The following is a 24592-nucleotide window of genomic DNA, read 5'->3' as shown; positions in this document are numbered from 1 at the left end:
GTTACTATTTTACCATAAAAGGGCAGGCTCTTCATGAAAATCAGCAGAAAAGTTTGATTGTCTGTAAAAATCAAAACGAAGAGCTAAAAAATCGTGACAACATCGAAAAATCCGATGAAGACGCCATCGGATTTTCTTATTTTGATTCTTGACCTTCTTTGCGTTTTTCTGCGATTTCAGCCGCTTTTTTAGGCAGAACAATCGCTGTTGCATAGGCCGTCGCAAAGCGCATGATTCCTGCAATAGGTGCAAAAATCACTGCTAGATTGTTGTAGAAGAAATCGCCTTTAAAGGCATAGGCAAGCCCCCCGATAATAAAGAAGAGAACGACTGCCTGTATCACTGCTAATAAAATTACTCGTTTCATGTGACCTCCTGACTCTATTATAGCATGAGTATCATCAAAAAGCCGATTAAATTATTCAAAGCGTGTAAAGAAATGCTGTAAAGAAGGCCTTTTCGACTCACATAAGCCAGACCCAAACTCAATCCCAGACTAGCATAGACTAAAAACTGTTGCAAAGTCCCTGGAAAATGAATCAAGGCAAAGAGCACACTCGATACAAGGAGAAACAGAGCTGTCTGTTTGCTATTGTCCTGCTTAGGAAAGAGATAGCGCGCCAAGATTCCTCTAAAGATGAGTTCTTCCGTCAGAGGAGCAAAGACTACCACCATAAAGAAACCAAAGACAGGCTGAGCAACTGTCAGTTGTGATACGATTTGTTGATTGACCGACGGATCATCTGGCAAAAAGAACTGGGCTGTAATCGCCACTAGCAAAACCAGGATAGGCAACCAGATATAACGATTAAAAGCAGTCGTCTGGATGCTAACCTTTTCTGTCTGATACCACTTGTAAACTCCATAAACATAGGCCCCTGACAGGGCGATATAAAGTGGCAAGACTCCATAGATTGAAGCCCCTAGTCCAAGAGCTGACAACGCCATACTCTGAACCAGACCATAACCAAAGAAAAAGGATAGAACAGCTAGAAGAAACCAGCCAAGATTTTTAAGTATTTTCATAAAGATCTCCTATTTGAAATAGCGTTTTACCATAGGTAACTGCATCACATTGATATAAACATGGATAGCTCCTACAAGCAAGAAGGCTAGCAGCTGAATCTCTCCTGTCAATAAAGAAAAGATATCAATCAAAAAATAGAGACCTGGTAAGACATACTGATTTAATTGGAATAAAATTCGAAAACTTTGTTCCAAATTAGCCTGACGTTCCCCTTCATCATAGGAGTTTACGTAGTCCAAAACATCCTTTGGTGTAGAGAAAAATTCCAAATCAAACTGACGAACAATCGCAATGGTCTTATAGAGAGATTTTTGAGCACTGAAAATCATCACTAATGCCAAAAAAGAAAGAGATAAGGTTAGGTGGCTTACATTTAGTACAATTACTTCACTTCCTGAAATGAATAGAGCCAAAAAAATCGCTACGCTTGCACTATTAAAAGCAATAGTTCCAAACTCGAGATTACGATACATTTGTACATAATAGGTTTCATTCAGATCATCATCCATTTCCTCTTGATACAAGGAGTGAAATTTTCTGCTTTTCTTTAAGAAATCGAAAGTCAAAAACATACTAATGAAACCTAACAGTAAACAAATAGATGATATCCATGGAATCACGGTTTTGACATCTAAAATGCTTCCATAGTTTTCGGTATAGGCCTTAAACATCCCTGCAAGCATGCCCAAGAAGCCTCCCAAGATCAAAGCCATTAAAAATAACAATTCACGTTTCTTTTTCATATTCAACCTCTTTCTAAACTAAACCAATCCAACTAACCACTGACCAAATGCTTTCCCTGATTCATAAATAGCTGTTAAGCCTTCTGTTCCAAGTGATACCAAAATCAAACAAACAGCAAGTAAGATAATAGCTTGATTTCTAGCTTTTTTTGCTCCATCTCCCAAGGGTTCATTCCCAAGCCAACCTGCTAGATAGGCATAGAGAGTTACTGTTATAATCCCAATCTCTGTCGAAGAGAGAAATAACAAGACTGTCACCAAACGAACGATATTGGCTTGAATGTTAAAATAATTTGCTAAACCTGCACAAACACCGGCAAGTTCTTTGTGTTCAGTATCGACTTGAAAACCCGCTAAAAACTCTTTCATATTCATTCTCCTTTTTCACTTGCTAAATTTTTTGATTTCTTTTCAATCCAGTCAACTACTGGGATGAGAGCAAAGTAAACCCAAATAAATTGGTCACTTTGATAGGGATTAAACCAGCCTAAGTCCATCCCAATCAGTAAAAACACACTGACTAATAGAACTATGGCAACTACATAATAAATCACTTTATACTTGTTCATCACTCATCCTCCTCTAAGCGAAAGACCGACTCGACGGGTTCATTGAATATCTGAGCAATCTTCAGGGCAATGACGATGGATGGCGTGTACTCATCCCGCTCAAGCAAGCTGATAGTTTGCCTGGACACGCCAGCTAGTTTGGCAAGTTCGGTCTGATTGAGGCCATCGCGAGCCCGAAGCTCTTTTAGACGATTTTTTAGCATGTCTTTTTTCTCCTTTGTTCTTATCTTGATTTCATTGTAACACATCTTTTTATTTTTGACAATCATATTTGTCAAAAAGTTTAAGATTTTTGTCATTATGCAAAAGAAAAAGGTCAGGAATAAGATCCTGACCAGTTTTTCTACTATTAAAAGCCTAATTTTTCAAAGATTTCTGAGAAGTTTTGGCTGATAGCATCAAGTAACACTTGAACTTCTTCTCGAGTTTGGTTGTTCTTAACCGTCACTTGTCCGCTTTCGACTTCGCTCTCCCCTAGCGTGATGAGAGTCTTAGCCGCAAAGACATCGGCGGACTTGAACTGAGCTTTGAGCTTTCGGTTGAGGTAGTCACGTTCTGCTTTGAATCCTTGTTGGCGAAGGGCTTGTACCAATTCCAAGGCCTTGACATTTGCTCCTTCACCCAAGACTGCGATATAGACATCTAGGGCGTTTTCGATAGGAAGAGCAACACCTTGCTTCTCAAGAATGAGAAGCAGGCGCTCTACACCAAGTCCAAAACCAAATCCAGCAGTTTCAGGGCCACCAAAGTAAGCAACCAGACCATCGTAGCGACCACCCGCACAGACGGTCAAGTCATTGCCCTCAATCTCAGTGATAAACTCGAAAATGGTGTGGTTGTAGTAGTCCAGACCACGCACCATATTGGTATCGATGATATAGTTTACTCCAAGATTCTCCAACATCTGACGCACAGCATCAAAATGAGCTTGGCTTTCTTCATCAAGGAAGTCCAAGATAGACGGCGCATTCTCCACTGCCACCTTGTCTTCTTTTTCCTTAGAGTCCAAGACACGAAGAGGATTTTCCTCCAAACGACGTTGGCTATCCTTAGACAAGGTCTCCTTAAGCGGTGTCAAATAGTCAATCAAGGCTTGGCGGTAGGCCGCACGGCTCTCAGGATTTCCAAGAGTGTTGAGGTGCAACTTGACACCTTGGATGCCAATTTCTTTCAAGAAATGGGCTGCCATAGCGATGGTTTCCACATCGGTAGCTGGATTGCTAGAGCCAAAACATTCAACACCAATCTGGTGGAACTGGCGCAAACGCCCTGCCTGTGGACGCTCATAACGAAACATTGGGCCCATGTAGTAGAACTTACTTGGCTTTTGCACTTCTGGCGCGAAAAGTTTATTTTCCACATAGGAACGGACAACTGGCGCAGTTCCTTCTGGACGGAGGGTGATATGACGGTCACCCTTATCATAGAAATCGTACATTTCCTTGGTTACGATATCCGTTGTATCTCCGACAGAGCGACTGATAACCTCGTAATGCTCAAAAATAGGTGTACGCACTTCTGCATAGTTATAGCGCTTGAAAATTTCACGGGCAAAGCCCTCAACGTACTGCCACTTGGCAGACTCGGCAGGTAAAATATCCTGCGTTCCTTTTGGTTTTTGTAATTTCATAGGGAATCCTCTTTAAACTTAATAGTCTTATTTTACCATAAATAGAGGGATTAAAACAGTGAGAAAAAATTAGGATTCAAATATCATTTTTGATATTAAGACTTGTCAAAAGGATAGCCAGCAAAGAAAGACCAACAAATAAGATCCAAGTCAACTGTATATTCCATACAGCTAGAAGTGAAAAACAAGCTGTTCCCACAGGTATGGATAAGGTAAACAATAAACCTAAAAAATTACTGGTACGAGCTAGAACCTCTGGAGCTAGATTTTTCATGAGCATGGCACTAATCTTTGGTTGAACTTTACCAGACACATACAGAGTTGAAAAGAGAAATAGTAAACCAAGTACGACTTGATTGAATACATTCGCCAGACCAACTAAACTAAGTCCTACGGTCGCCCACATCATCAATCTAGCCAGGGACTGCTTACCAAAATAATCATTGCCCGTAAGGCTACTGATGATGACTGCTAACAAAACACAGACTTGATTGATAAATAGTGTCTCTGTGTAAGAAAAATTCAAGAGAGAATGGCTCAAAAAGAAGATATTATAAATTCCACCCAAAGCGCCACCCAAGGCATTGATAAGCAAGACAGCAAAGAGCATAAAACCAAAGTTTTTCTGTCCGCTTTTAAGAAAAACGAGACGTAAATTTCGATAAATCGTTAGGAACTGGTCTTTGATAGGAAGCTTCTCATTTTTTAGTGATTCACCACCAGGAGATGAAATCGACAGGCTTAATTTGCTTTTTCCTAAAAAGAGAATAGAGGCTGATACTAGGAAAAAACAGGCATTGATTCCCGCAACGAGGGAAAAATTGTTAACCGATAGCCCTAAAAGCCAGACTCCGAAAGCTTGACCACCAATAGCTGAAATATAGGTGATGAACTGGGAAAAAGAATAAGCCTCCATCAAATCATTTTCAGCCACTTTTTCCTTAATGAGAGGCATGCGCAAACCACCAGCAAAATCACTGATGATATCACTAATGACATTAATCAAACACAGGCTAGAAAAGGCAAAGAAACTAGCTTGCTGGACAACTAAAGCTGCTAGAAAAAATAAAACCGCCTGAAACAAACCGCTATAGACCATCCATTTGACCTTGTCCCTCGTATAATCTGCCCGAATCCCTACAAAAACTGTAAAGAGAGTCGGAAGAATCATGACAATATTCGCCATAGCAACCGCAAAAGATGCTTGTGGTAAGGTCGATGCATAGACGATAAATACCAGGTTAAAAATCGAAGCACCAAAAGCATTGAAGAATCGTGACAAAGTCAAGAGTCGATAAGCTTGATTTCTAAACAATAATTTCATAGATAATCTCCCTTCCTGTTCTAATCCCTATATGAAGTATGACTATAGTATAGCACTTAGAAATTTAAGAGGGAGAACTTTTGAATATATGCAACAAATAAAAAAAGATAGAACTTCTTTAATGGCCTGAGAGAGATCAGGAGTTCTATCGCTTCAAATTTTAAATTATTTTCTTACCTTGCAGATATTCAAGCATCAGTCGTTTTTCTATAGTATTCGGCAGATTTGTTACAGCCAAGCATCTCAAAAATACGGACAGCATCTTCCATCTTTTTTTGTCCTTCCTTAACTCTGCCTTGCTTGCTATCAAGGAGACCTTCCGCCCACAAATAGACAATTCGGAAATAGGTCTCGTTTTCCTTGTAGAAATGCTCTTCGATAACACGTTTAAAATAATAGGCATTGGTAAATTCTTCACACTCAATGCTAGCTAAAAAACCATTCAATAGCATAGTATGAAAAAGGTTTCGGTTGCCCTTCGTCTCCATTAGAAAATCAGATTTTCGGACCATTTCTCGTACATATCTAGTAAAAAGAGGAACAGATAAGAGTGGGGAACTAACTGAGAACAAATTAAGTTCATAGTTCCCCCAAATCTCGGTAGAAAACAGGTAATCATGAAGGACTTCCCCTTCCTCTGTTGTCAACTCTACCGTTTCATCCATGCTCTTCATATAAGACTTGATCATAATGGCATTTAGAATATGTTTTTGTTTGTTTTGAGAATTAGCATACTTTTGATACTCCTTGCGATACAAGTCCTCGAGAGGTGCTATGTTCTTTGGGTCCAAGATATCTGTGATTTCTTTTCTCAACTCAGAATCTGTATCATACTGAAAACCTCTCGCCAGAAAGAGGATTTCCTCTACACTCGCAGATATATTTTCTAGGGCAAACAGAAACTTTCCCACCGAAAGTTCACTCTGACCTGTTTCAAATCGGGACAACATGGACGGCGAAAATTGTCCACCAGTTGCTTGTCTCAGCGAGATATTTCTTGACTCTCGTAATTGTCTAAAGACTTTTCCAATCTGCTCCATAGACTTCCCCTTAATTGAGTATTTTCTTCATTTTATCATATTTTTCAGAAAATTCATCAAAAACTTGCCAAATTGTCAGAATTATGAGAAAATAGAGGATATTTATCACGTGGAGGGACTGTTATGAGAGACGATATCAAAATCAATGACCGCGCTTTGGCCTTACAAGACCAAATTATCGAAAAACTAGAGAAGGTTTTTGACACAGATGTGGAATTGGATGTTTACAATCTAGGGTTGATTTATGAAATCAATCTGGACGAAACAGGTCTCTGCAAGATTGTCATGACCTTCACCGACACTGCCTGCGATTGTGCAGAAAGTTTGCCTATCGAAATCGTCGCAGGTCTAAAACAAATCGAGGGTATCGAAGATGTCAAGGTTGAAGTTACCTGGTCGCCTGCCTGGAAGATCACACGAATCAGTCGCTACGGCCGTATTGCCCTTGGACTGCCACCTCGTTAAGTAGGCAAATCACTTTTGAAGATAAAAAGAAGCAAGCCGAAGATGGCTTGCTTTTTGATACTCAATGAAAATCAAAGAGCAAACTAGGAAACTAGCCGCAGGCTGTACTTGAGTACGGCAAGGCGACGTTGACGTGGTTTGAATTTGATTTTTGAAGAGTATGAGTTTATTTTTTACCTGACTTATCCATATTCCAGAAGTCTGTCACTGCTCCGCGAGAAGCGGATGATACGATGTGGGCATATTTACCGAGGACACCACGGCTGTATAGTGGTGGCAAGGTTGTTTCTGCCTTGCGTTTTTCAAGTTCTTCTTCGGATACGGCCATGGAAATTTCTTTGGTATCTTGGTCGACCGTAACGATATCACCTGTACGAAGGTAAGCAATCGGTCCACCATCCTGAGCTTCAGGAGCGATATGTCCAACAACCAGACCATAAGTACCACCAGAGAAACGGCCGTCTGTCAAGAGGGCAACCTTGTCTCCTTGACCTTTACCAACGATCATTGATGAAAGTGATAGCATCTCAGGCATACCAGGACCACCCTTAGGTCCAACGAAACGAACAACGACAACATCGCCATCAACGATTTCGTCTGTCAAGACAGCCTGGATAGCATCTTCTTCTGAGTCAAAGACCTTAGCTGGTCCAACGTGGCGACGCACTTTAACACCTGATACCTTGGCAACCGCACCATCAGGGGCAAGATTCCCGTTCAAGATGATAAGCGGACCGTCTGCACGTTTTGGATTTTCAAGTGGCATAATGACTTTTTGACCTGGTGTAAGGTCTGCAAAGTCAGCTAAGTTTTCAGCGACTGTCTTACCAGTACATGTGATACGGTCGCCATGAAGGAAACCATTTGCCAAAAGGTATTTCATAACCGCTGGCACACCACCGACTTCGTAGAGGTCTTGGAAGACATACTGACCAGATGGTTTCAAGTCAGCCAAGTGAGGCACACGTTCTTGGATCGTATTGAAGTCCTCAAGTGACAAGTCAACATTAGCCGCATGGGCAATAGCGAGCAAGTGAAGAGTGGCATTGGTTGACCCACCGAGAGCCATAGTTACAGTGATGGCATCTTCAAAGGCTTCACGAGTCAAGATATCTGAAGGTTTGAGACCGAGCTCCAACATCTTAACAACAGCTCGTCCTGCTGCTTCGATATCTTCTTTCTTGTCAGCTGATTCAGCTGGGTGAGATGAAGATCCTGGCAAACTCATCCCTAGAACTTCGATAGCAGTCGCCATGGTATTAGCCGTATACATACCACCACAGCCACCAGGTCCAGGGCAGGCATTACATTCGAGACGCTTCACGTCCTCAGCTGTCATGTCACCGTGGTTCCACTTACCGATTCCTTCAAATACCGAAACCAAGTCGATGTCTTTGCCATCAAGATTTCCAGGCGCAATGGTTCCCCCATAAGCGAAAATAGCCGGGATATCCATATTGGCAATGGCAATCATAGAACCAGGCATGTTCTTGTCACAGCCACCGATAGCCACAAAGGCATCCACATTGTGACCACCCATTGCCGCTTCGATTGAGTCCGCAATGATATCGCGAGATGTTAGAGAGAAACGCATCCCAGGCGTTCCCATGGCAATCCCGTCCGCTACCGTGATAGTTCCAAACTGAACAGGCCAAGCACCTGCCGATTTGACACCTTCTTTGGCCAATTTCCCGAAATCATGCAAGTGAATGTTACATGGTGTATTTTCCGCCCAAGTCGAAATCACTCCCACAATCGGTGTTTCAAAGTCCTTATCTGTCATTCCAGTGGCACGAAGCATGGCACGGTTTGGTGATTTAACCATGCTGTCATAAACGCTACTGCGGTGACGTGTATCTAATTCTGTCATTATGTTCCCTCCCATTTCAGTTTTTACCATTATAGCATAATTTCCGCATGAAGAACAGAATAAAATTCTTGAATTTTCAGAAAATTTCGATTAATTTGATTGAATGACTTCTAATTTTTTCATCTTTTTTTGTCAAGTAACTTTACTTTACAAAAAAAATGTGTTATTCTAATATGGTTGATGAAAATCAGTAGATTGAATCGAATTTAAATACCTAAAGGAGAAAAGAAAATGGCAGTACCTGCACGTCGCACCTCAAAAGCGAAGAAAAACAAACGTCGCACACACTACAAAGTAACAGCTCCATCTGTAAACTTTGACGAAACTACTGGAGATTACTCACGTTCTCACCGCGTATCACTTAAAGGATACTACAAAGGACGTAAGATCGCTAAAGCCGCATCAGCTGAATAATAGAAGGGAGATACCATGCGCGTAAATATTACACTTGAACACAAAGAATCTGGTGAACGCTTGTACCTTACTTCTAAAAACAAACGTAACACTCCAGACCGTCTTCAATTGAAGAAATACTCACCAAAACTTCGCAAACACGTTGTGTTTACAGAAGTGAAATAAGCATACCTAACTCAAAACGCCTTACTGGGCGTTTTTTGCTTTATTGGCTGGCAGTCTATAGCTTTTCAGGAGAGATTTATGGCATTTTATCTTTGGATGTTTCCTCTACTTTTTATCTTTCACGATATGGAAGAAATTATCGGTCTTGTCCCTTGGATCCGTCTCAACAAAACCTTACTGACCCAAAAGGCGCCAACTATTCTCAAAATCCACAAAGAAATGACAACAGAGGGATTTGCCCTTGCTGTTTTTGAAGAATTTTTCCTTGTCTTAACCATCACTTTATTAACGTATTTTACTCAATCTAGAGTTTTCGAATTAGTATGGTTAGGGGGATTTGTGGCCTTTGCGCTTCATCTCTTGCTCCATATCGGACAATCAATTCTTCTCCGCAAGTATATCCCTGCTCTGATTACTTCTATCCTTTGTTTTCCTATCAGTGCTTATTTGATTACAGACATCGTGCATTTGTGGCAAGTTTCGACTAGCGAATTTTTCCTATTTTCACTGGTCAGTTCAGGAATCGTCGTCATCAATCTCCTCTTTGCTCTCTGGATTGGGAAAAAGTATTCCACCTGGCTTGTCCACAAAAACGAATAAAATCCCCTGCAAATCTACATTGCAGAGGATTTATTTTTATTCTTGCACTTCTTTCTGAGCAGCCTTTCCTTGGTCTAGAAGGGCTTGGACGATTTTCTCATCGCGGAGTTTAACAGAGTCGTTGATCATTTCTGCAGATTTGACGATGGTTGTTTCTAGTTGAGCACGTTTCTGGCGTCCCAACTCAATGGCAGCAACGATACCTTGATTTTGAGCGACTAGACTTTCAGCAAGTTTGGTAACCGATTCAACAGCTACTGTTGGACTTTGGGCAATTCGTTCCATCTGCGGAATCACTTCCTTACTGGTTTCAGCTAGCATCTGAAGAGCAGCATTGTTGGCATTGACAATGGCATCTGCCACGACACCTGATTTCATCGATTGTTGCAAAATACCAAGTTGGGCAATCGAAAGCTTCATGGTTGGAATGGTATTGCGACGAAGCATGCCCAATTTTTGGCGCATGTCCGATGAAACTTTGACGAGATTACGCATTTGTGGAGTCGTCGTCCAAGCTACGTAAAGGCGGCTAACATACTCTGTATGTTGTTGTTCCAGTGTATTGACCACTTCTGCCATACGAGCTAATTCTTGGGACTTGGTTTGATATTCTACCGTACTTGAATCTAGTTGATCAACTTGAGCCTTCAATTCTGTAGCGCGATTCCCAGCTTCTGCCTGACTGGCCTCGATAAAGGAAATAACTCCCACTAGATTTTCAATGGATTTGGTATTGTCCTCAATCAGCATTTCAGCAGAAACAATATTTCGCGCCAGCACATCTTCTTGCTTGACCACAGCAGCAGCCATACCATCTAGCTTTTGCTCAACTGTTTTTGAGTCAAAATAAAATTCTTGCAGACTGTTCTGACTTTTTTTAAACAATTTTTGCAAAAAGTTTGGCTTTTCTTCCAATTCTGCAATTTCAGCATTTTTGTATTTGGCTACAAAACCTTGGAGTTCACGGTTGGTATTTTTCAGCAAGTCATCCACCTGAGGAATTTGCAGTTTCTTCTGCTCGGTCAAGATACGGTTAACCGTACCATTGACACCTTCCACCGCTGATTGACCAAAGTCCAAGAGAGCATTTTGGTCTGTGACAAACTGATCTACCAACTGAGGCACGCGCCCCTTAATCTGCTCTTGTTGCTCAGGACTTAGCTTTTCAAGAAAAGTGATCGTCTGGGCTGAGCCTGTATTGGTCTCGATGATTTCGGTTGTCTTGTCCACTTTGACCACTGTATTATTAGCAATCTGATCAATATCAAAATTAAATTCTGTCATGGTTACTCCTTTGTGTCTACCCTATTCTTTGCGATCTTTTCCTAAGATACGCAGGCTAATATCAAAATCGCGCATATCTGTTTCATTGAGTTCTCTCAAAACTTGGTCTAGCTCAAGGTCAAATTGTTCGATAGCTGCTTTAGCTTGTTCCAAGCGTTCTTCCGCCCGATTATAATTTTTGGGATTTGCCTTAATCTTTAAATAGCCCTCTAAAATCGTTTGGAATTTCTCCATTTTTAAACTATGGATGGCCGTCAGCTCTTCTTTGGCTCCAACATCCGATGACTCAATTTTGTCGAGAATCGCTTGATGGTCCGCAGCAATATTTGCCAAGGTCTGAGACAATTCAGGCGCCAATTCTTCGGGCTCCTTATTTTCGATATCTACCAGACTCTCTCTTTCTAGTCGCTCTAGCTGGACGTCTATGGTCGCCCTTACTGAGCGAACCTTTTTATCAATGCGACTATAAACAGCTTCGTCAATATAAGATTTCAAACGATTGGCCTCTTGATGAATTTCTTGAAGTTCAATCAAGACCTGGTTAGCTAGGCTTTTATAGGCTGCTGATCCTTTTTCAGACAAGGTCTCTTCTAACTGCTGGATATCTTTATCGGCCTGACGAATCCGCGCTTTTAAAAGCTCAATCTGATCTTCCAAAGAACGATCCTTCAAAAGAGGATAACGCCAACGCTTATAGGCTAGATAAGCCCCGAAACCTATCAAGCCACAAATTGCCAAAGGCAGAGCTACCTGAACCAAGAGACCTAGTAAAAATAAGCCACCCCAGAAATAAAGGCATCCTTTCAATAATACATTACCCGATTTCATAAACATTCCTTATCTTAAGTTTATAAATCTATTTTAGCACAAAAGCTGAAAATGAGGGCGGAAAAGTCACCTAAAACACGGATTTCTTTAGACTATAGCTAGGAAGATTTTCGATGACTAAAAGCACTCCTTCCGACATTGCCTAAACCCAGAAATCAACGTTTTAAGACAAATCAAAAAGCCCACTCTTGTAGGCTTTCTGTAAGATATTTCTTAAAATTAAAGCATTTTGTTGTAGAATTCAACGACAAGCGCTTCGTTGATTTCTGGGTTGATTTCGTCGCGTTCTGGCAAGCGAGTCAATGAACCTTCCAACTTTTCAGCGTCGAATGATACGAATGCTGGACGTCCAAGAGTAGCTTCTACTGCTTCAAGGATAGCTGGAACTTTCAATGATTTTTCACGAACTGAGATCACTTGACCTGGAGTTACACAGTATGATGGGATATCAACGCGTTTTCCGTCAACAAGGATGTGACCGTGGTTTACGAATTGACGAGCTTGACGACGAGTAGTCGCAAGACCAAGACGGTAAACAACGTTATCCAAACGACGTTCCAAAAGAAGCATGAAGTTGAAACCTAGGATTCCGCCTTTGATTTTTGTAGCTTGTACGAACAAGTTACGGAATTGTTTTTCACCTACACCGTAAGTGAAACGAAGTTTTTGTTTTTCAGCCAATTGCAAACCGTATTCTGACAATTTAGAACGGTTGTTTGGTCCGTGTTGTCCTGGTACGTAGTTACGACGTGCCAATTCTTTACCTGTACCTTTAAGTGAAAGGCCAAGGCGACGAGCTTGTTTCCAAGATGGTCCTGTATAACGTGACATGTGAATGTCCTCCTGATATAAATAATATTTCGGTGGAAATAGTCACTTAGAAAGCCCTGATTCGTGCAGATGCCCTTCGCCTAAACAGCCAAGGTTACTTGTCATAAGACACCTGTTGACGAGCTTCATGCTTTCCTGCTGCTATTTCACACAAAGGCTATTTTACCATGAAAAGCTAGATTTGTAAAGGGATTTTACGGCTTTATTTCAAATTGAGGCTGAATGTAAACTTGCTTCCTAAGCCATATTGACTTTCTGCTGTGATTTCGCCACCAAGCTGATGAGCTAGTTCTCGTGCAATCGCAAGACCTAAGCCATGTCCACCTGTCTTCATATTGCGCGAAGTTTCTACACGATAAAGTCGTTTAAAGATCTTTTCCAAATCCTCAGGATGAATCCCCTGACCCTCGTCTTTCACACTGATTGTCAGCTCTTGTTCTGTTAATTGGGCAAGAACCTCGATTCTGGTTCCTGGTTCTGAATATTTAAAGGCATTGTTTAACAAATTGACTAGAATGCGAGAAAGTTTGTCAGAATGGCTCTTGATTTTCGCTGACTCAGGTGATACTTGAATGTAAACATCCCGCTCCTCTTGTTCAATCTGGAGTTGAAATTCACTCATTGACTCAATCAGCAACTGATCTAAAAATACCTCTTCGACTTCTTCATCAGCAGTATCTTGAGGTTGTGTGTTAAGAGTCAAAACATCCAATTCCTCCACTAGCTTGTTTAGACGCTCAGTTTGCCGACCAATCGTGGCTAAGTAGTGGAGCCGCTCCTCTTCCTTAATCACTCCATCTAGAATTCCCTCCACAGTAACCTGAATGGAGGTAATGGGAGTTTTAATATCGTGAGAGAGCTGCGCAATCATCATTCTCTTTTCTTGCTCGCTCTCATCAAGTGATTGAAAGGTAGCCTGTAAATTGCGGGACATGTCATTAAAAGCCTGGCCTAACTCTTGAAATTCTATCGGCCCTTTGGTTTCAATTTCTGTACTGAAATCTTTGCCAGCTATATTCTGAGCTTGTTTTTTCAAATGTTTCAGAGAAGAAAAAACAGGTGACAAAAGAAAGATGCTCACTGCAGCGCCAATGAAACTAGCAATCAAAGTCATTCCAACTAGAAAGTAAACTTCACTTTTCTCGATCAACATTCGTTGGACTGCCCAGAAAACGACCAAAATCGTTAGTAGAGTCGACACTAGATACCCCACTAAAATATAGTTTTTTAATTTCATTTTCTACCTCTTGGTCTTTCCATCTTATAGCCCAAACCCCAGACAGTTTTGATAGCAGGAGCATTGGAATTCGTATACTTGGTCAACTCTTGCCTCAAAGCATGGATATGAACATTGAGTGTATTGGTATCATCCACATAGTCCTCTTGCCATACCTTCTCGTAAAGTTCCGTCTTTGAAAAGACTCTCTCAGGATTGCTGGCTAATACCCATAGAAGTTCAAAGGATTTTACTGTCAATTCCAAAGGTTGACCCCCAATGCGAACCTCATGAGTCACATGGTTGATCACTAAGTCACCAAACTCGATCTGTTCTGTCTCTCCTCCACGGCTAAGGCGACGCAAGATATTATTCACTCTTAAAACCAATTCGCGTGGGCTAAAGGGTTTGACTATAAAATCATCTGCCCCCAAACTTAAGCCATAAATCTTATCCTGTTCGCTTGTCTTAGCAGTTGTAAAGAGGAAGGGTTGATCCGGAGCGATATATTGAACTTCACTGATAAAATCATAGCCATCCATATTGGGCATCATGATATCTGTGATAATGAGGTCGATAGATTTTTTTCTGAAAAGTTCTAACCCCTCCTTACCATCATGGGCGACCAAAACATCGTAACCTGCCTGTATAAGATAGCGGTTTTGAATATCTAGAATATCTATCTCATCATCAACCAGCAAAATTGTCTTTTTCATCTGACACTCCTTCGATAAAAACAGTGTTATACTTGCTTTAGTATAACACTATTTTCCCTAATGTTTAAGTGATTTGAATCTTAATCTTCTCGTTTGGTTGTCAAACCCAAAAGTCCAACAAGACCTGCCAAGGCTAGACCAAAGATACCAAGGCCAGCTGTAGCCGTTTGAGCTTCACCAGTATTTGGTAGCATCGCTTTATCATCTTTTTTCATCATATTAGCCATTGGGCTAGAAGCTGATTGATCGACCTTCATATCTGACATATGGTGATTTGTACCCACCATACCCTCAGTCATACCTGTAGAGCCTGTTTCAGAAGGCTTCGTATTCATCTGACCTTGTTGAGATGGTATTGTCGCCATTTCTTTTCCACGAAGCTGAATCGTTACTTGACGAGTAGCAATCAGATTGGTCAAATCAGGTTTGCCGTCTTTTGCACCGTACACCTTGACAGTAGCTTGGTAAGTGTGAGTGCCATTGGCACGAAGTTGGTCTAGAAGGGCTTGTCCTTCTTTGCCTGTCGTGTTGCCATTCAAATCCACTTCGTAGAAATATTGGCCTTTAGCCAAGCCTTCAAGTGGCAATAGAGCAGGATTTTTAGCTGAGCCGTTGTCTGACCATGGAGCTTTGTCTGAAGCTTTTAACAAGAGGCGAGTCAACATACCATCTCCACCAAAAGCTTCGTATGGAATAACTTGATTGACACCTGCCAAGAATGGACCTGGAACATTTGCTTTTTCAAGGTAGCTAGCTGGAACATCAATCATGTCTTTGACATTGTTAACAACAGACTCTTTAACCTGACTTGGTGTGGTTAAACCATTCAAATTAACAGTCAAATCTTTAGTCGCTACCAGATTAGTTAAGTCAGGCTTGCCGTCTTTTGCACCGTACACTTTGATGGTTGCCTTATAACTTTGCGTACCATTTTGTTTCAAAAGGTCAAGAAGCTCTTTATCTGATTTGCCTTGAGTTCCGGCCAAGTCTACTTCATAGAAGTAGAGACCTTTGCCCAATTTTTCTACTGGTGGGAGAGCAGGATTTTTAGCCGAACCGTTGTCTGACCATGGAGCCTTATCGGATGCTTTCAAGATAAGACGAGTTAACATGCCGTCTCCAGCGAAGAATTCATATGGAATGACTTGATTGACACCAGCTGTAAATGGTCCTGGGAAATTAGCTCTATCCAAGTAAGAAGCTGGAACATCTACTGTGTCTTTGGTGTTGTCAGCCACACCTTTTTGGACTTCAGCTGGTGTGGTCAAGCCATTCAAGTTAACAGTCAAATCTTTAGTCGCTACCAGATTAGTTAAGTCAGGTTTGCCGTCTTTCGCACCGTACACTTTAATAGTAGCTTTATAACTTTGTGTTCCATTTTGTTTCAAGAGGTCAAGCAGCTCTTTATCTGATTTGCCTTGGGTGCCTGCCAAGTCTACTTCGTAGAAGTAAAGGCCTTTGCCCAATTTCTCTACTGGTGGGAGGGCGGGATTTTTAGCCGTTCCGTTGTCTGACCACGGAGCTTTGTCTGAAGCTTTTAACAAGAGGCGAGTCAACATGCCATCACCAGCGAAGAATTCGTATGGAATGACTTGGTTGACACCAGCTGTAAATGGTCCTGGGAAATTAGCTCTATCCAAGTAAGAAGCTGGGACATCTACTGTATCTTTGGTATTGTCAGCTACACCTTTTTGCACTTCAGCTGGTGTGGTCGCTGGTTGTGCTTCACTGGCTTCACGGTCTTGTCCAGAAACTGTAGACGCAGAACTTTCCACAGGTTTAACTGCATCTTCTGTTTGTTTCTTAGAGTCAGATTGTGCTTGCACTTCTTCTTTTGGTGCTACTACTGGCTCTTTAGCAATTTCGTCCGCTTTTTCTGAAGAGCTTGTGGTATCCACACTTGCTTTAGGTGTTGGAATAGACTGTTCTGAAGGAAGAGCTACATCGACTACTTTTTTGAGAAGCTCTGCTGGTAAGTCGCTCTTTTCACTCACCGAAGTTGCGTCTGACACGACTTGGGCAGGAGTCGGATTGACGACATCAGCACGTGCAGAACTTGGTTGACCGACTAGGACAAAGAAGCCACTAGCCACAACAACTGAAGCAACACCGACACTGAGACGGCGAATAGACCAACGAGTATATCTCTGATTTGGATTGAATTTCATAGGATTCTCCTTAGAGTTTTCTTTTTTTTTGATGACTCTAGTATAATCTCCTAAAATTAAAAAGGATTAAGAAAAAGTTAAAATTTTTCTTAAATCCCTCTTATAAAATACTTATATTGACTCGTTGATTATTAGGAAAGAGAGTAGCCCTTCCTCTCCTACTCACTCAGTTCAGCTAGGGTATCCAAATGTTGGTTATTAATGACTGCCATGATATAGGTATCTGCCTGCAAGAGGTCATTAGGTCCGAATTGGACATCCAGAGGAGCATTTTCGTAGGCACGAAAACCAAGTACGTTGAGGTTGTATTTTCCACGTAAATCTAACTGACTGAGGCTTTTACCCTTCCACGATTGGGGGATTTTCATCTCGACAATCGAAACATTCTTATCTAGCTGAAAGACATCCACGCTGTTATGAAAGAGGATGGTCTGTGCTAATGAGCGCCCCATTTCAAACTCTGGTGAAATGACTGCGTCTGCACCAATTTTTTCCAACACCTTTTTAGCTGTATGGCTTTTGACCTTGGCAATGACGGTCGGCACTCCTAGACCCTTACAGTGCATAACCGCGAGAACACTGGACTCCAGATTTTCACCCGTTGCGACAACTACGGTATCACAGGTGTCAATCCCCGCTGATAGAAGGAGTTCTTCATCCGTGATATCTCCAACTACCCCTCGCGCCAACACTGGTTCAAATTGATTAATGCGTTCCTCGTGGTCATCAATAGCAATGATATTCATGTCATGCTTGGCTAGAGCTTCCAAAACACTGCTCCCAAAAATTCCCAAGCCTAAAATTCCAATTGTCCGATCTGACATCGTTCTTCCTTTCTTATCCGATAGTGATATCTGCTTTCATATAGTGAATCGTGTCTTTCTTGTCTGGCTGGTATTCCGCTACACTGACCAGTAGTGTCAAGGGACCAATACGGCCGATAAACATCAACAACATAACGATGCTGAGGGCTAACTTACCTAACTCCGGCGTTAAATTTGCCGTCACTCCAACTGTCGCAAGGGCTGAAATGGTCTCAAACATGAGGTAGATAAAACGCGGATTTCCCTCTGCTGTTATTCCTAGCAGGATCAAGCCCAGCAAGAAGGTCAGCAAGAAGATAATAAAGACACTGAAAGATTTTTGCACGGTTCGGGGTTCAATGGTCCTCCGAGCTACATTGGCATGAGGCAAGCCCAATAGTTCGCTACGAGCAAAGACCAACAAGACAAAGAAGGTCGTAATCTTGAGCCCCCCTGCTGTCCCTCCAGGTGCCCCTCCCAGAAACATCTGCAAGATGTAGATCAGTAAGGTAACTGGTCGAGTCTGGGTGTAGTCAATTGAAGCAAAGCCTGCCGTTCTCATGCTGACGGTCTGGAAAAAGCTAACCAGCAGTTTCTCTGGAGCGCTGAGATTTCCAATCGTCCCAGGATTATTCCACTCGATGAACAAAGTCGATACGGTTCCAAAGAGTAAAATTCCCACCGTTAAAAAGAGAACTAACTTGGTATGGAAACGCAGGCGGCGTTTTTTCTTTTTCCCAAACTGGGTCGCTAGGTCAAACCAGACCATAAATCCTAGACCACCCGTGATAATCAATCCTGCAATCACTAGATTGATCAAGGGATCCGTTTGAAAGGCTACCAAACTCGTACTTCCAAAATTATCAAATCCAGCATTACAGAAAGCGGAAACAGCCAAAAAGATAGAGGTTAAAATTCCTCGCCCCCAGCCAAATTCAGGAATAAAGCGGAAACTCAAGAGAAAGGCACCGAGCCCTTCCACTAGAAAAGTCGTCAGAAAGATTGAGCGGATGAAGTCCTTTAGAGACTGGGTTTCTCCATAAGCAAAACTTTCTTGAATAGTCTCACGACCACGAAGACTGAGCTTTTGCTTGCCTTGGATATAAAAGATTCCGATAAAGGTCATGAGCCCCAAACCACCAATCTGGATCAAAATCATACAAATCAACTGGCCCCAGATATTGTAAGTAGAGGCTACCGGCTGGGTAAAGAGCCCTGTCACACAGACCATGGACACGGTCGTAAAGAGATGGTCAAAGTAGGTCGCTTGTGACGTAGCTGCCTGCACAAAGGGGAGATTTAAAAGAAGCGAACCTAAGAAGATCACTAGGGCAAAACTTAAAAAGATGCGACGGGCTGGCGACAAGCGTCCCAGTATCGTCTTGATTTTTTCCAAAAAAGATTTGAATAACATAACTACATTCTACCATAAAAACAGCAAGAACACTCACATGTGGTGCACAATGGCAAGACAGAGTTCGAGTGCCTTATCAAAAGCTTCTGAGCCCCAGTCACGACTGTCGTAGTTGTCCAGATCTGCCAAGGAATCTGCGGTAAAGAGCAATTCCCCCCAGACAACCCCACGTAGTTGGGCAACTGCCGCAAGAGCAGAGCACTCCATCTCCACAACAGCACAGCCTTCTTCCTTGCGATAGGCAACCTTTTCAGCTGTCTCTCGATAAAAACCATCTGTCGTCCAGGTCATGACCTCCTCGTAAGGAATGCCTCTTTGTTCCAAGACTTGCTCAATGGCAGAGATAGCCTCAAGCTGCATCTCCATATAACGAGAAGGCGCTGCATAGTGGTAGCTGGTCCCCTCATCTCGCAGAGCGCGAACAGGGACGAGAAAGGCATTTTCCTCTATATCGGCTAGGACTCCACAAGTACCAGTGGAAATGATTTGCTCCACACCATAGCCAATCAACCAATCCATAAACTGGGCCGCTGGGGCAGAACCAACGGGCGCTTGGGCCAGACAAATCTCCTCGTCCTTGTAGTTGATGACATATACTGGATAGGTTTTGGTGGCAGAAACGAACTCACCAACACAGTCCGCCCCTACTTCCTGAGCATAGTGGTCAATCTCCTCCTCCAAAAATGCATAGATACACTTCTTTGGCAACTTCAAGTCTAACCCCTCATGTGTTGGCATAAGGACCGCTTGGGGGTTATCATCAAACTCTAAAATAGGAATCGCATGCTTCTGAATCATCGCCCACCTCCTCTAATTTTGTACTATTGTATCAAAAACTGACGGAGTGTCAAGGAGTTGTCTTTACATTTCCTCTAGTAAGAACACAAAACTCTCCCTTCTCTTTCGAGAAAGGAGAATTTTACTTATCCTTGTCCGCTAGGGGCTGAACCTGTGCCTTGAGGAGCTCCATTCGGCCCACCGCCTCCAGGCATAGAATTGACGATTTCCGTTTGTTTTTCACCATTGAGATAGATGTCACCACCTGTGTAGGTCGCAGTTCCATCAAAGTCAAAACCTGATTGACCAATCATTTTAATGGTTCCTCCAGCAACTGTCACGTTCCCGTTTGAGTCGATTGGGTCTGTATCTCCTTGACCAACTTCTACAGTCAGGTTCCCACCGTTCATGATGAAGAAGATTTCACTCTGTTGGGCGTTTTTATTAGCTGCGTTGACTCCATCATCTGTCGAATAGATGCTAATGTCCCCACCGTTGATAGTGATTGACTTACCTTCAAGTCCTTCTGTCGAATTCTTGACGGTGTAGGTACCACTATCGATAACCAAATCACCTGATGCGTGGATGCCATCATCTCCTGCTGTAACGGTGATGTTGTTGTTGGATAGGTACATGGTTCCGACTGAAGTATCCTCGTCATTGTCCACCTTTACGCCATCTTCTTTGGCATCGATAGTCATGGTCGTACCAGTGATGTTGAGTTCATCATTGACATTAAAGGCATCGCCAACTGCTGTGATGTTATAGGTTCCGCCCGTGATGTGGAGGGTGTCGTTGGCCTTGATACCATTGTTTTTCTTGCCATCTACATTGAGAGTTCCTTTCCCGTTGATGGTCAAATCAACCTTAGAAAAGAGAGCTGCGTCTGCTTTTTCGTCGCTGTTAGAGTTTGAGTCAGAGAGACTGTTGGTGGTTCCCTCTGCTAGAGTCAAGTAGACATGGCCGGCTGATGTCGCAGAAATTGCTGCATTGGTGTTGGTCATGGTGACACCTTTTAAGACTAGGTGAACTTCTGCCGACTCATCTGCCTCGACCTTGATCTGCACTCCTTCAGACTGACCTGAAATCACATAGGTTCCAGATTTTGTGATAGTCACTGTTGAGCCAGAGACTGTCACCCCATCTCCAGAGACGTTTGCTGATGAGCCAGATAGCTCAATCTTAGAAGCTGTGCTTTCATCATAAGAAGTATCATTGTCCTTCTCAGTAAAATAAGAAGTTTGATTTGTTTTTGTTGCAGTAGTTGTTGCATTATTTGTAGTTGCCTTGGTATTAGATGTAGTTGTTGACTGGGCACATGCTGCCATCAGCACCATTGCCGTTAAACTCGTTGCGAGTAGGGTCCATTTTTTTGATTTCATACCTTTTTCCTCTCCTTCGTATGATATAGCTAGACAGTCTACAGAAGATTCCTGAAACAAAACTAAAACTTTTCTGAAAGTTTCCTTAAATCTAGTTTCACTCAGTATTCTTTTGAAAGGGCTACTAGAAACAATTTGAGAGTACTAAAATGCATTTAATAGTTTTTAAAAGCAACATCCCCAAGTGCGATGTCACTCTATTCAAAAAAGCAAAAAAGAAGAAAAATCTATAAGACCAAGATAAAGATTACAAAAAGAACAGCCCCAGCTGTTCTTTTTAATTTTCTTTCACTGGGATTTCCTTGATAACTCGCGCAGGATTGCCACCTAGGACAACATTGTCTCCAAAGGATTTGGTAATCACAGCTCCCGCTCCTGCCACTACGTTATTGCCCAGTGTCACTCCAGGAAGGACAATGACGCCACCTCCAGCCCAGAAATTGTCACCGATGGTGATGGGCTTGCCATATTCGACCCCTGAATTGCGTTCATGCGGATCCAGTGGATGAAGTGGAGTTAAAAACTGGCAGTTGGGGCCAAGCATGGCATTGTTACCGATGCGAATCGGACAAACATCCAGCATGGTCAAGTTCCAATTGGAATAAAAATTTTCCCCTAGATGGATATTGACTCCATAATCGACCACCAGGCGTGGATTGACATAGAGATTTTCCCCAGTTGAACCAAACCAAGTCTTGATAATCTCCGCTCCCTTCAAGGGATCTAACTCCTGGTTGAAGGCAAACTGTTTTTGGCGAGAAGCCTGCGCCAAGGTCCGTAATTCAGGATCCGACGGACGGTAAGGCTCCCCTGCTATCATTTTCTGGTATTCACTGGTCATCTTATCACCTCATACTCACTTTGGACCCATCATATCAAAAAGCCTTTGAAAGGTCAAGAATAGCCTGCTTTCTAGACTCTCGAAACTAATTCCCTCCCAAGTCAAAACAACTTGCTTGACAAAAGCTTGACTTCATGGTTTAATATACCCCATAAGGGTATATTTGGAGGTGCCTATGTTTCACTTATTATTTACAAAAATTGACAGTATTTCTACCAGCGAGTTAGAAGCTAAACTCAGAGAACCGATTCAGCTACTGGATGTTCGGACGCCTATGGAATTCCGTAGAGGTCATATCAAAAATGCCAAGAATGTCCCTCTAACCGAAATCGGATCTTACACACCAGCGACAAAAGAAACACTCTATGTCATTTGTCATTCTGGTGTGCGAAGCAAACTAGCTGCGAAGAAGCTAAAGAAAAAAGGCTACGATGTCATCAATGTCCGAGGCGGTATGAGCGCTTGGACAGGTAAGGTCATCTAGAAGCATAAAGGAGAAAATCAATGAAAATTATCATTGTCGGGGGAGTTGCAGGCGGTATGTCAGCAGCAACCCGCCTCAGACGTCTCATGGAGGACGCTGAAATCACTATTTTTGAGAAAGGTCCCTTTGTTTCCTTTGCAAACTGCGGACTTCCTTACTATGTTTCAGGAGAAATTGCAAACCGTGATAGTTTATTAGTCCAAACTCCTGAAAGTCTCAAAGCACGCTTTAATCTGGATGTTCGTCCTTTCCATGAGGTCATCAGCATTTCGCCAGCAGAGCACACTGTGACCGTACGCCATGATGGACAGGAATTCACAGAAAGCTACGACAAGTTGATCCTCTCCCCAGGAGCTAAACCATTTGTTCCTACCATTGAAGGTTTGGCAGAAGCTAAGAATGCCTACACGCTCCGCAATGTTCCCGATCTTGATGAAATTATGGTGGCCTTGGACAATCATCCAAAAGAAGCTGTCGTTATCGGTGCAGGCTTTATCGGGCTTGAAATGGCTGAAAATCTGGCGAAACGGGGATTGCAAGTTACCATCGTTGAGAAAGCACCTCATGTCTTGCCACCATTAGATCACGAAATGGCAGCCTTTGTCCAAGCAGAATTGCTGGCAAACGGCGTTCGCGTTATCACTTCTCAGTCTGCGACTCGATTTGAAGACCAAGGAAAAGTCATCGTTCTCGAAAACGATCAAAAGATCACTTCTGACCTCACCATCCTTTCTGTCGGTGTTGAGCCTGAAAATGGACTGGCTAAAGCTGCGGGGATTGAACTGGGACTTCGTGGTGGAATTCTGGTCGATGAACATTATGAAACCAGTCAAAAAGACATTTTTGCAGTTGGGGATGCCATCGTCGTCAAGCAAGAGATTACGGGTCAAGATGCTCTCATCTCTCTCGCTTCTCCTGCCAATCGTCAGGGACGCCAAGTGGCGGACGTCATCGCAGGACTCGGTCGTACAAATAAGGGCAGTATCGGCACTGCAATCGTTCGTGCCTTTGATATGACAGCTGCTTCGACTGGTCTCAGCGAACGCATTCTTCGCATGAATCAACTCCCTTACAAGGCACTTCATGTCAGCGGAAAAGACCACGCCGGTTATTATCCAGGCGCTACTGATATGACCTTGAAGCTCCTCTTTGACCCAACCACTGGAAAAATCTATGGTGCCCAAGGAGTTGGAAAGAAAGGTGTTGACAAGCGAATCGATATCCTAGCTACTGCCATCAAGGGAAATCTCACCGTCTTTGACTTACCAGAGTTAGAGTTTACCTATGCGCCACCTTTTGGTTCTGCCAAGGATCCCGTCAATATGCTGGGCTACGCAGCCTTGAACCTTATCGAAGGTCTCAGCGACAATATTCAATGGTACCAGCTCGAAGGCGAACTGGCTAAGGGGAAAAAGTTCCTAGATGTACGGACAAGTGGCGAATTCCAAAGTGGTCGACTTAAGGTTGACACCATCCACATCCCCCTAAACGAACTACGGGAACGCTTGGATGAACTAGACAAGAACCAAGCCTACATCGTTAGCTGCCACAGTGGTTTACGCAGCTATATCGCAGAGCGTATCCTCAAGCAAGCAGGATTTACCGTCCAAAACCTTGACGGCGCTTATTCACTATACAAAATGGCGAACCCAGAAGGAGTAGAATATGGTAACTAATATCAGCATGGCTGACTTTTATGAAAAATATCAACATGAAAATCTAGATCTTATCGATGTCCGTGAAGTACATGAATTCCAAGCAGGACATGCACCGGGTGCCAAAAATCTTCCGTTAAGTACCTTGGAGCAAGGCTACAAAGAACTCAAACCTGACCATGAATACCATGTCATCTGCCAAGGAGGAGTGCGTTCTGCCTCTGCCTGTCAATTTCTCAGCGCCCAGGGCCTCATCGTTACCAATGTAGAAGGTGGTATGAATGCTTGGCCCGGTCAAGTAGAATAAGCAAAAAACCGATTAAGTTCCTTAATCGGTTTTTTCGTT

General features: G+C 42.7%; 28 protein-coding genes. 7 read left to right on the top strand and 21 right to left on the bottom strand.

Annotation, left to right across the window (positions count from 1 at the left end; all coding sequences use genetic code 11):
* Positions 1-136: 136 nt before the first annotated feature.
* The 9 genes from ACVC7S_RS07870 to ACVC7S_RS07830 form a co-directional block, all read right to left on the bottom strand.
* Positions 137-367 (bottom strand): hypothetical protein, encoded by a 231-nt coding sequence (locus ACVC7S_RS07870; RefSeq protein WP_096405856.1) that lies wholly within the window; start codon positions 365-367, stop codon positions 137-139.
* Positions 368-384: 17 nt separating this feature from the next.
* On the bottom strand, positions 385-1026 hold the full coding sequence (locus ACVC7S_RS07865; protein ID WP_447266754.1) for a CPBP family intramembrane glutamic endopeptidase: 642 nt from the start codon (positions 1024-1026) through the stop codon (positions 385-387).
* 9 nt (positions 1027-1035) lie between these two features.
* The gene (locus tag ACVC7S_RS07860; RefSeq protein ID WP_447266753.1) at positions 1036-1770 is read right to left on the bottom strand and encodes a DUF3169 family protein; all 735 of its coding nucleotides are present in this window, start codon (positions 1768-1770) and stop codon (positions 1036-1038) included.
* Between the two features lie 18 nt (positions 1771-1788).
* Complete coding sequence (locus ACVC7S_RS07855; RefSeq protein WP_447266752.1) at positions 1789-2139, bottom strand: PspC domain-containing protein; 351 nt, start codon at positions 2137-2139, stop codon at positions 1789-1791.
* A 2-nt stretch (positions 2140-2141) separates the two neighbouring features.
* A complete protein-coding gene (locus ACVC7S_RS07850) occupies positions 2142-2339 on the bottom strand; it encodes a hypothetical protein (RefSeq protein WP_061587480.1) in 198 nt (65 codons plus the stop codon).
* A complete protein-coding gene (locus ACVC7S_RS07845) occupies positions 2339-2542 on the bottom strand; it encodes a helix-turn-helix transcriptional regulator (RefSeq protein WP_000916945.1) in 204 nt (67 codons plus the stop codon). Before ACVC7S_RS07845 ends, ACVC7S_RS07850 begins: the two co-directional genes overlap by 1 nt.
* Before the next feature lie 146 nt (positions 2543-2688).
* Positions 2689-3969, bottom strand: a complete 1281-nt coding sequence (gene hisS, locus ACVC7S_RS07840; protein ID WP_447266751.1) for a histidine--tRNA ligase — start codon at positions 3967-3969, stop codon at positions 2689-2691.
* Positions 3970-4045: 76 nt separating this feature from the next.
* Entirely contained in the window at positions 4046-5293 is a 1248-nt protein-coding gene (locus ACVC7S_RS07835) for a transporter (RefSeq protein ID WP_447266750.1), read from the bottom strand.
* 188 nt (positions 5294-5481) lie between these two features.
* Positions 5482-6333, bottom strand: coding sequence for an Rgg family transcriptional regulator (locus ACVC7S_RS07830; RefSeq protein WP_447266749.1), 852 nt, complete (start codon positions 6331-6333; stop codon positions 5482-5484).
* 123 nt (positions 6334-6456) lie between these two features.
* On the opposite strand from ACVC7S_RS07830, the gene ACVC7S_RS07825 reads away from it, so the two are divergent.
* Entirely contained in the window at positions 6457-6798 is a 342-nt protein-coding gene (locus tag ACVC7S_RS07825) for a metal-sulfur cluster assembly factor (protein WP_001204052.1), read from the top strand.
* Between the two features lie 166 nt (positions 6799-6964).
* Here ACVC7S_RS07825 and ilvD read toward each other — a convergent pair whose 3' ends face one another.
* Positions 6965-8668 (bottom strand): dihydroxy-acid dehydratase, encoded by a 1704-nt coding sequence (gene ilvD / locus ACVC7S_RS07820; protein ID WP_000137380.1) that lies wholly within the window; start codon positions 8666-8668, stop codon positions 6965-6967.
* A 231-nt stretch (positions 8669-8899) separates the two neighbouring features.
* Here ilvD and rpmF point away from each other — a divergent pair, with 231 nt between their 5' ends.
* The 3 genes from rpmF (at position 8900) to ACVC7S_RS07805 (ending at position 9847) form a co-directional block, all read left to right on the top strand.
* Complete coding sequence (gene rpmF, locus ACVC7S_RS07815) at positions 8900-9082, top strand: 50S ribosomal protein L32 (protein WP_000290417.1); 183 nt, start codon at positions 8900-8902, stop codon at positions 9080-9082.
* Between the two features lie 15 nt (positions 9083-9097).
* On the top strand, positions 9098-9247 hold the full coding sequence (gene rpmG, locus ACVC7S_RS07810; protein WP_001265622.1) for a 50S ribosomal protein L33: 150 nt from the start codon (positions 9098-9100) through the stop codon (positions 9245-9247).
* A gap of 78 nt (positions 9248-9325) precedes the next feature.
* The gene (locus tag ACVC7S_RS07805; protein ID WP_447266748.1) at positions 9326-9847 is read left to right on the top strand and encodes an HXXEE domain-containing protein; all 522 of its coding nucleotides are present in this window, start codon (positions 9326-9328) and stop codon (positions 9845-9847) included.
* Between the two features lie 36 nt (positions 9848-9883).
* Here ACVC7S_RS07805 and ACVC7S_RS07800 read toward each other — a convergent pair whose 3' ends face one another.
* The 11 genes from ACVC7S_RS07800 to ACVC7S_RS07750 all read right to left on the bottom strand — a co-directional run bounded on the left by ACVC7S_RS07800 (position 9884) and on the right by ACVC7S_RS07750 (position 22107).
* Positions 9884-11131, bottom strand: coding sequence for a toxic anion resistance protein (locus tag ACVC7S_RS07800; RefSeq protein ID WP_447266747.1), 1248 nt, complete (start codon positions 11129-11131; stop codon positions 9884-9886).
* Positions 11132-11152: 21 nt separating this feature from the next.
* Positions 11153-11959: a hypothetical protein gene (locus ACVC7S_RS07795; RefSeq protein ID WP_080978818.1), complete on the bottom strand. Its 807-nt coding sequence runs from the start codon at positions 11957-11959 to the stop codon at positions 11153-11155.
* A 219-nt stretch (positions 11960-12178) separates the two neighbouring features.
* Positions 12179-12790 (bottom strand): 30S ribosomal protein S4, encoded by a 612-nt coding sequence (gene rpsD, locus ACVC7S_RS07790; protein ID WP_447266746.1) that lies wholly within the window; start codon positions 12788-12790, stop codon positions 12179-12181.
* A 202-nt stretch (positions 12791-12992) separates the two neighbouring features.
* Positions 12993-14027: a sensor histidine kinase gene (locus tag ACVC7S_RS07785; RefSeq protein ID WP_447266745.1), complete on the bottom strand. Its 1035-nt coding sequence runs from the start codon at positions 14025-14027 to the stop codon at positions 12993-12995.
* A complete protein-coding gene (locus ACVC7S_RS07780) occupies positions 14024-14722 on the bottom strand; it encodes a response regulator transcription factor (RefSeq protein WP_096405812.1) in 699 nt (232 codons plus the stop codon). Before ACVC7S_RS07780 ends, ACVC7S_RS07785 begins: the two co-directional genes overlap by 4 nt.
* Positions 14723-14802: 80 nt before the next feature.
* A complete protein-coding gene (locus tag ACVC7S_RS07775; protein WP_447266744.1) occupies positions 14803-16890 on the bottom strand; it encodes an SSURE domain-containing protein in 2088 nt (695 codons plus the stop codon).
* A 158-nt stretch (positions 16891-17048) separates the two neighbouring features.
* Positions 17049-17714 carry a potassium channel family protein gene (locus ACVC7S_RS07770; RefSeq protein WP_447266743.1) on the bottom strand — a complete coding sequence of 222 codons (666 nt, stop codon included), beginning with the start codon at positions 17712-17714 and terminating at the stop codon, positions 17049-17051.
* A gap of 13 nt (positions 17715-17727) precedes the next feature.
* Complete coding sequence (locus ACVC7S_RS07765; protein ID WP_447266742.1) at positions 17728-19107, bottom strand: TrkH family potassium uptake protein; 1380 nt, start codon at positions 19105-19107, stop codon at positions 17728-17730.
* A 33-nt stretch (positions 19108-19140) separates the two neighbouring features.
* On the bottom strand, positions 19141-19905 hold the full coding sequence (locus ACVC7S_RS07760; protein ID WP_447266741.1) for a nucleoside phosphorylase: 765 nt from the start codon (positions 19903-19905) through the stop codon (positions 19141-19143).
* A gap of 125 nt (positions 19906-20030) precedes the next feature.
* Positions 20031-21266 carry a carbohydrate-binding domain-containing protein gene (locus tag ACVC7S_RS07755; RefSeq protein WP_447266740.1) on the bottom strand — a complete coding sequence of 412 codons (1236 nt, stop codon included), beginning with the start codon at positions 21264-21266 and terminating at the stop codon, positions 20031-20033.
* Positions 21267-21543: 277 nt separating this feature from the next.
* On the bottom strand, positions 21544-22107 hold the full coding sequence (locus ACVC7S_RS07750) for a sugar O-acetyltransferase (RefSeq protein ID WP_447266739.1): 564 nt from the start codon (positions 22105-22107) through the stop codon (positions 21544-21546).
* A gap of 175 nt (positions 22108-22282) precedes the next feature.
* Here ACVC7S_RS07750 and ACVC7S_RS07745 point away from each other — a divergent pair, with 175 nt between their 5' ends.
* From ACVC7S_RS07745 to ACVC7S_RS07735, 3 genes are read left to right on the top strand one after another with little or no spacing between them, the layout of a single operon-like run.
* Complete coding sequence (locus tag ACVC7S_RS07745; protein WP_000468871.1) at positions 22283-22591, top strand: rhodanese-like domain-containing protein; 309 nt, start codon at positions 22283-22285, stop codon at positions 22589-22591.
* 20 nt (positions 22592-22611) lie between these two features.
* Positions 22612-24267, top strand: a complete 1656-nt coding sequence (locus tag ACVC7S_RS07740; protein WP_447266738.1) for an FAD-dependent oxidoreductase — start codon at positions 22612-22614, stop codon at positions 24265-24267.
* Positions 24257-24553, top strand: a complete 297-nt coding sequence (locus ACVC7S_RS07735) for a rhodanese-like domain-containing protein (RefSeq protein WP_447266737.1) — start codon at positions 24257-24259, stop codon at positions 24551-24553. Before ACVC7S_RS07740 ends, ACVC7S_RS07735 begins: the two co-directional genes overlap by 11 nt.
* Positions 24554-24592: the final 39 nt, after the last annotated feature.

The sequence above is a fragment of the Streptococcus sp. Z556 genome, assembly GCF_053010225.1.
Note: the sequence above shows the minus strand (reverse complement) of the source record. Positions and strands in the feature narration are given on the sequence as shown.

Coding starts and splice junctions, on each gene's coding strand:
- rpsD (WP_447266746.1), bottom strand. CDS start 12,790: ATGTCACGTTATACAGGACCATCTTGGAAACAAGCTCGTCGCCTTGGC.
- hisS (WP_447266751.1), bottom strand. CDS start 3,969: ATGAAATTACAAAAACCAAAAGGAACGCAGGATATTTTACCTGCCGAG.
- ACVC7S_RS07825 (WP_001204052.1), top strand. CDS start 6,457: ATGAGAGACGATATCAAAATCAATGACCGCGCTTTGGCCTTACAAGAC.
- rpmG (WP_001265622.1), top strand. CDS start 9,098: ATGCGCGTAAATATTACACTTGAACACAAAGAATCTGGTGAACGCTTG.
- ACVC7S_RS07855 (WP_447266752.1), bottom strand. CDS start 2,139: ATGAAAGAGTTTTTAGCGGGTTTTCAAGTCGATACTGAACACAAAGAA.
- ACVC7S_RS07800 (WP_447266747.1), bottom strand. CDS start 11,131: ATGACAGAATTTAATTTTGATATTGATCAGATTGCTAATAATACAGTG.
- ACVC7S_RS07735 (WP_447266737.1), top strand. CDS start 24,257: ATGGTAACTAATATCAGCATGGCTGACTTTTATGAAAAATATCAACAT.
- ACVC7S_RS07770 (WP_447266743.1), bottom strand. CDS start 17,714: ATGTCAGATCGGACAATTGGAATTTTAGGCTTGGGAATTTTTGGGAGC.
- ACVC7S_RS07860 (WP_447266753.1), bottom strand. CDS start 1,770: ATGAAAAAGAAACGTGAATTGTTATTTTTAATGGCTTTGATCTTGGGA.
- rpmF (WP_000290417.1), top strand. CDS start 8,900: ATGGCAGTACCTGCACGTCGCACCTCAAAAGCGAAGAAAAACAAACGT.
- ACVC7S_RS07835 (WP_447266750.1), bottom strand. CDS start 5,293: ATGAAATTATTGTTTAGAAATCAAGCTTATCGACTCTTGACTTTGTCA.
- ACVC7S_RS07805 (WP_447266748.1), top strand. CDS start 9,326: ATGGCATTTTATCTTTGGATGTTTCCTCTACTTTTTATCTTTCACGAT.
- ACVC7S_RS07850 (WP_061587480.1), bottom strand. CDS start 2,339: ATGAACAAGTATAAAGTGATTTATTATGTAGTTGCCATAGTTCTATTA.
- ACVC7S_RS07870 (WP_096405856.1), bottom strand. CDS start 367: ATGAAACGAGTAATTTTATTAGCAGTGATACAGGCAGTCGTTCTCTTC.
- ACVC7S_RS07745 (WP_000468871.1), top strand. CDS start 22,283: ATGTTTCACTTATTATTTACAAAAATTGACAGTATTTCTACCAGCGAG.
- ACVC7S_RS07755 (WP_447266740.1), bottom strand. CDS start 21,266: ATGAAATCAAAAAAATGGACCCTACTCGCAACGAGTTTAACGGCAATG.
- ACVC7S_RS07765 (WP_447266742.1), bottom strand. CDS start 19,107: ATGTTATTCAAATCTTTTTTGGAAAAAATCAAGACGATACTGGGACGC.
- ACVC7S_RS07785 (WP_447266745.1), bottom strand. CDS start 14,027: ATGAAATTAAAAAACTATATTTTAGTGGGGTATCTAGTGTCGACTCTA.
- ACVC7S_RS07750 (WP_447266739.1), bottom strand. CDS start 22,107: ATGACCAGTGAATACCAGAAAATGATAGCAGGGGAGCCTTACCGTCCG.
- ACVC7S_RS07780 (WP_096405812.1), bottom strand. CDS start 14,722: ATGAAAAAGACAATTTTGCTGGTTGATGATGAGATAGATATTCTAGAT.
- ACVC7S_RS07830 (WP_447266749.1), bottom strand. CDS start 6,333: ATGGAGCAGATTGGAAAAGTCTTTAGACAATTACGAGAGTCAAGAAAT.
- ACVC7S_RS07865 (WP_447266754.1), bottom strand. CDS start 1,026: ATGAAAATACTTAAAAATCTTGGCTGGTTTCTTCTAGCTGTTCTATCC.
- ACVC7S_RS07795 (WP_080978818.1), bottom strand. CDS start 11,959: ATGAAATCGGGTAATGTATTATTGAAAGGATGCCTTTATTTCTGGGGT.
- ACVC7S_RS07760 (WP_447266741.1), bottom strand. CDS start 19,905: ATGATTCAGAAGCATGCGATTCCTATTTTAGAGTTTGATGATAACCCC.
- ACVC7S_RS07740 (WP_447266738.1), top strand. CDS start 22,612: ATGAAAATTATCATTGTCGGGGGAGTTGCAGGCGGTATGTCAGCAGCA.
- ilvD (WP_000137380.1), bottom strand. CDS start 8,668: ATGACAGAATTAGATACACGTCACCGCAGTAGCGTTTATGACAGCATG.
- ACVC7S_RS07845 (WP_000916945.1), bottom strand. CDS start 2,542: ATGCTAAAAAATCGTCTAAAAGAGCTTCGGGCTCGCGATGGCCTCAAT.
- ACVC7S_RS07775 (WP_447266744.1), bottom strand. CDS start 16,890: ATGAAATTCAATCCAAATCAGAGATATACTCGTTGGTCTATTCGCCGT.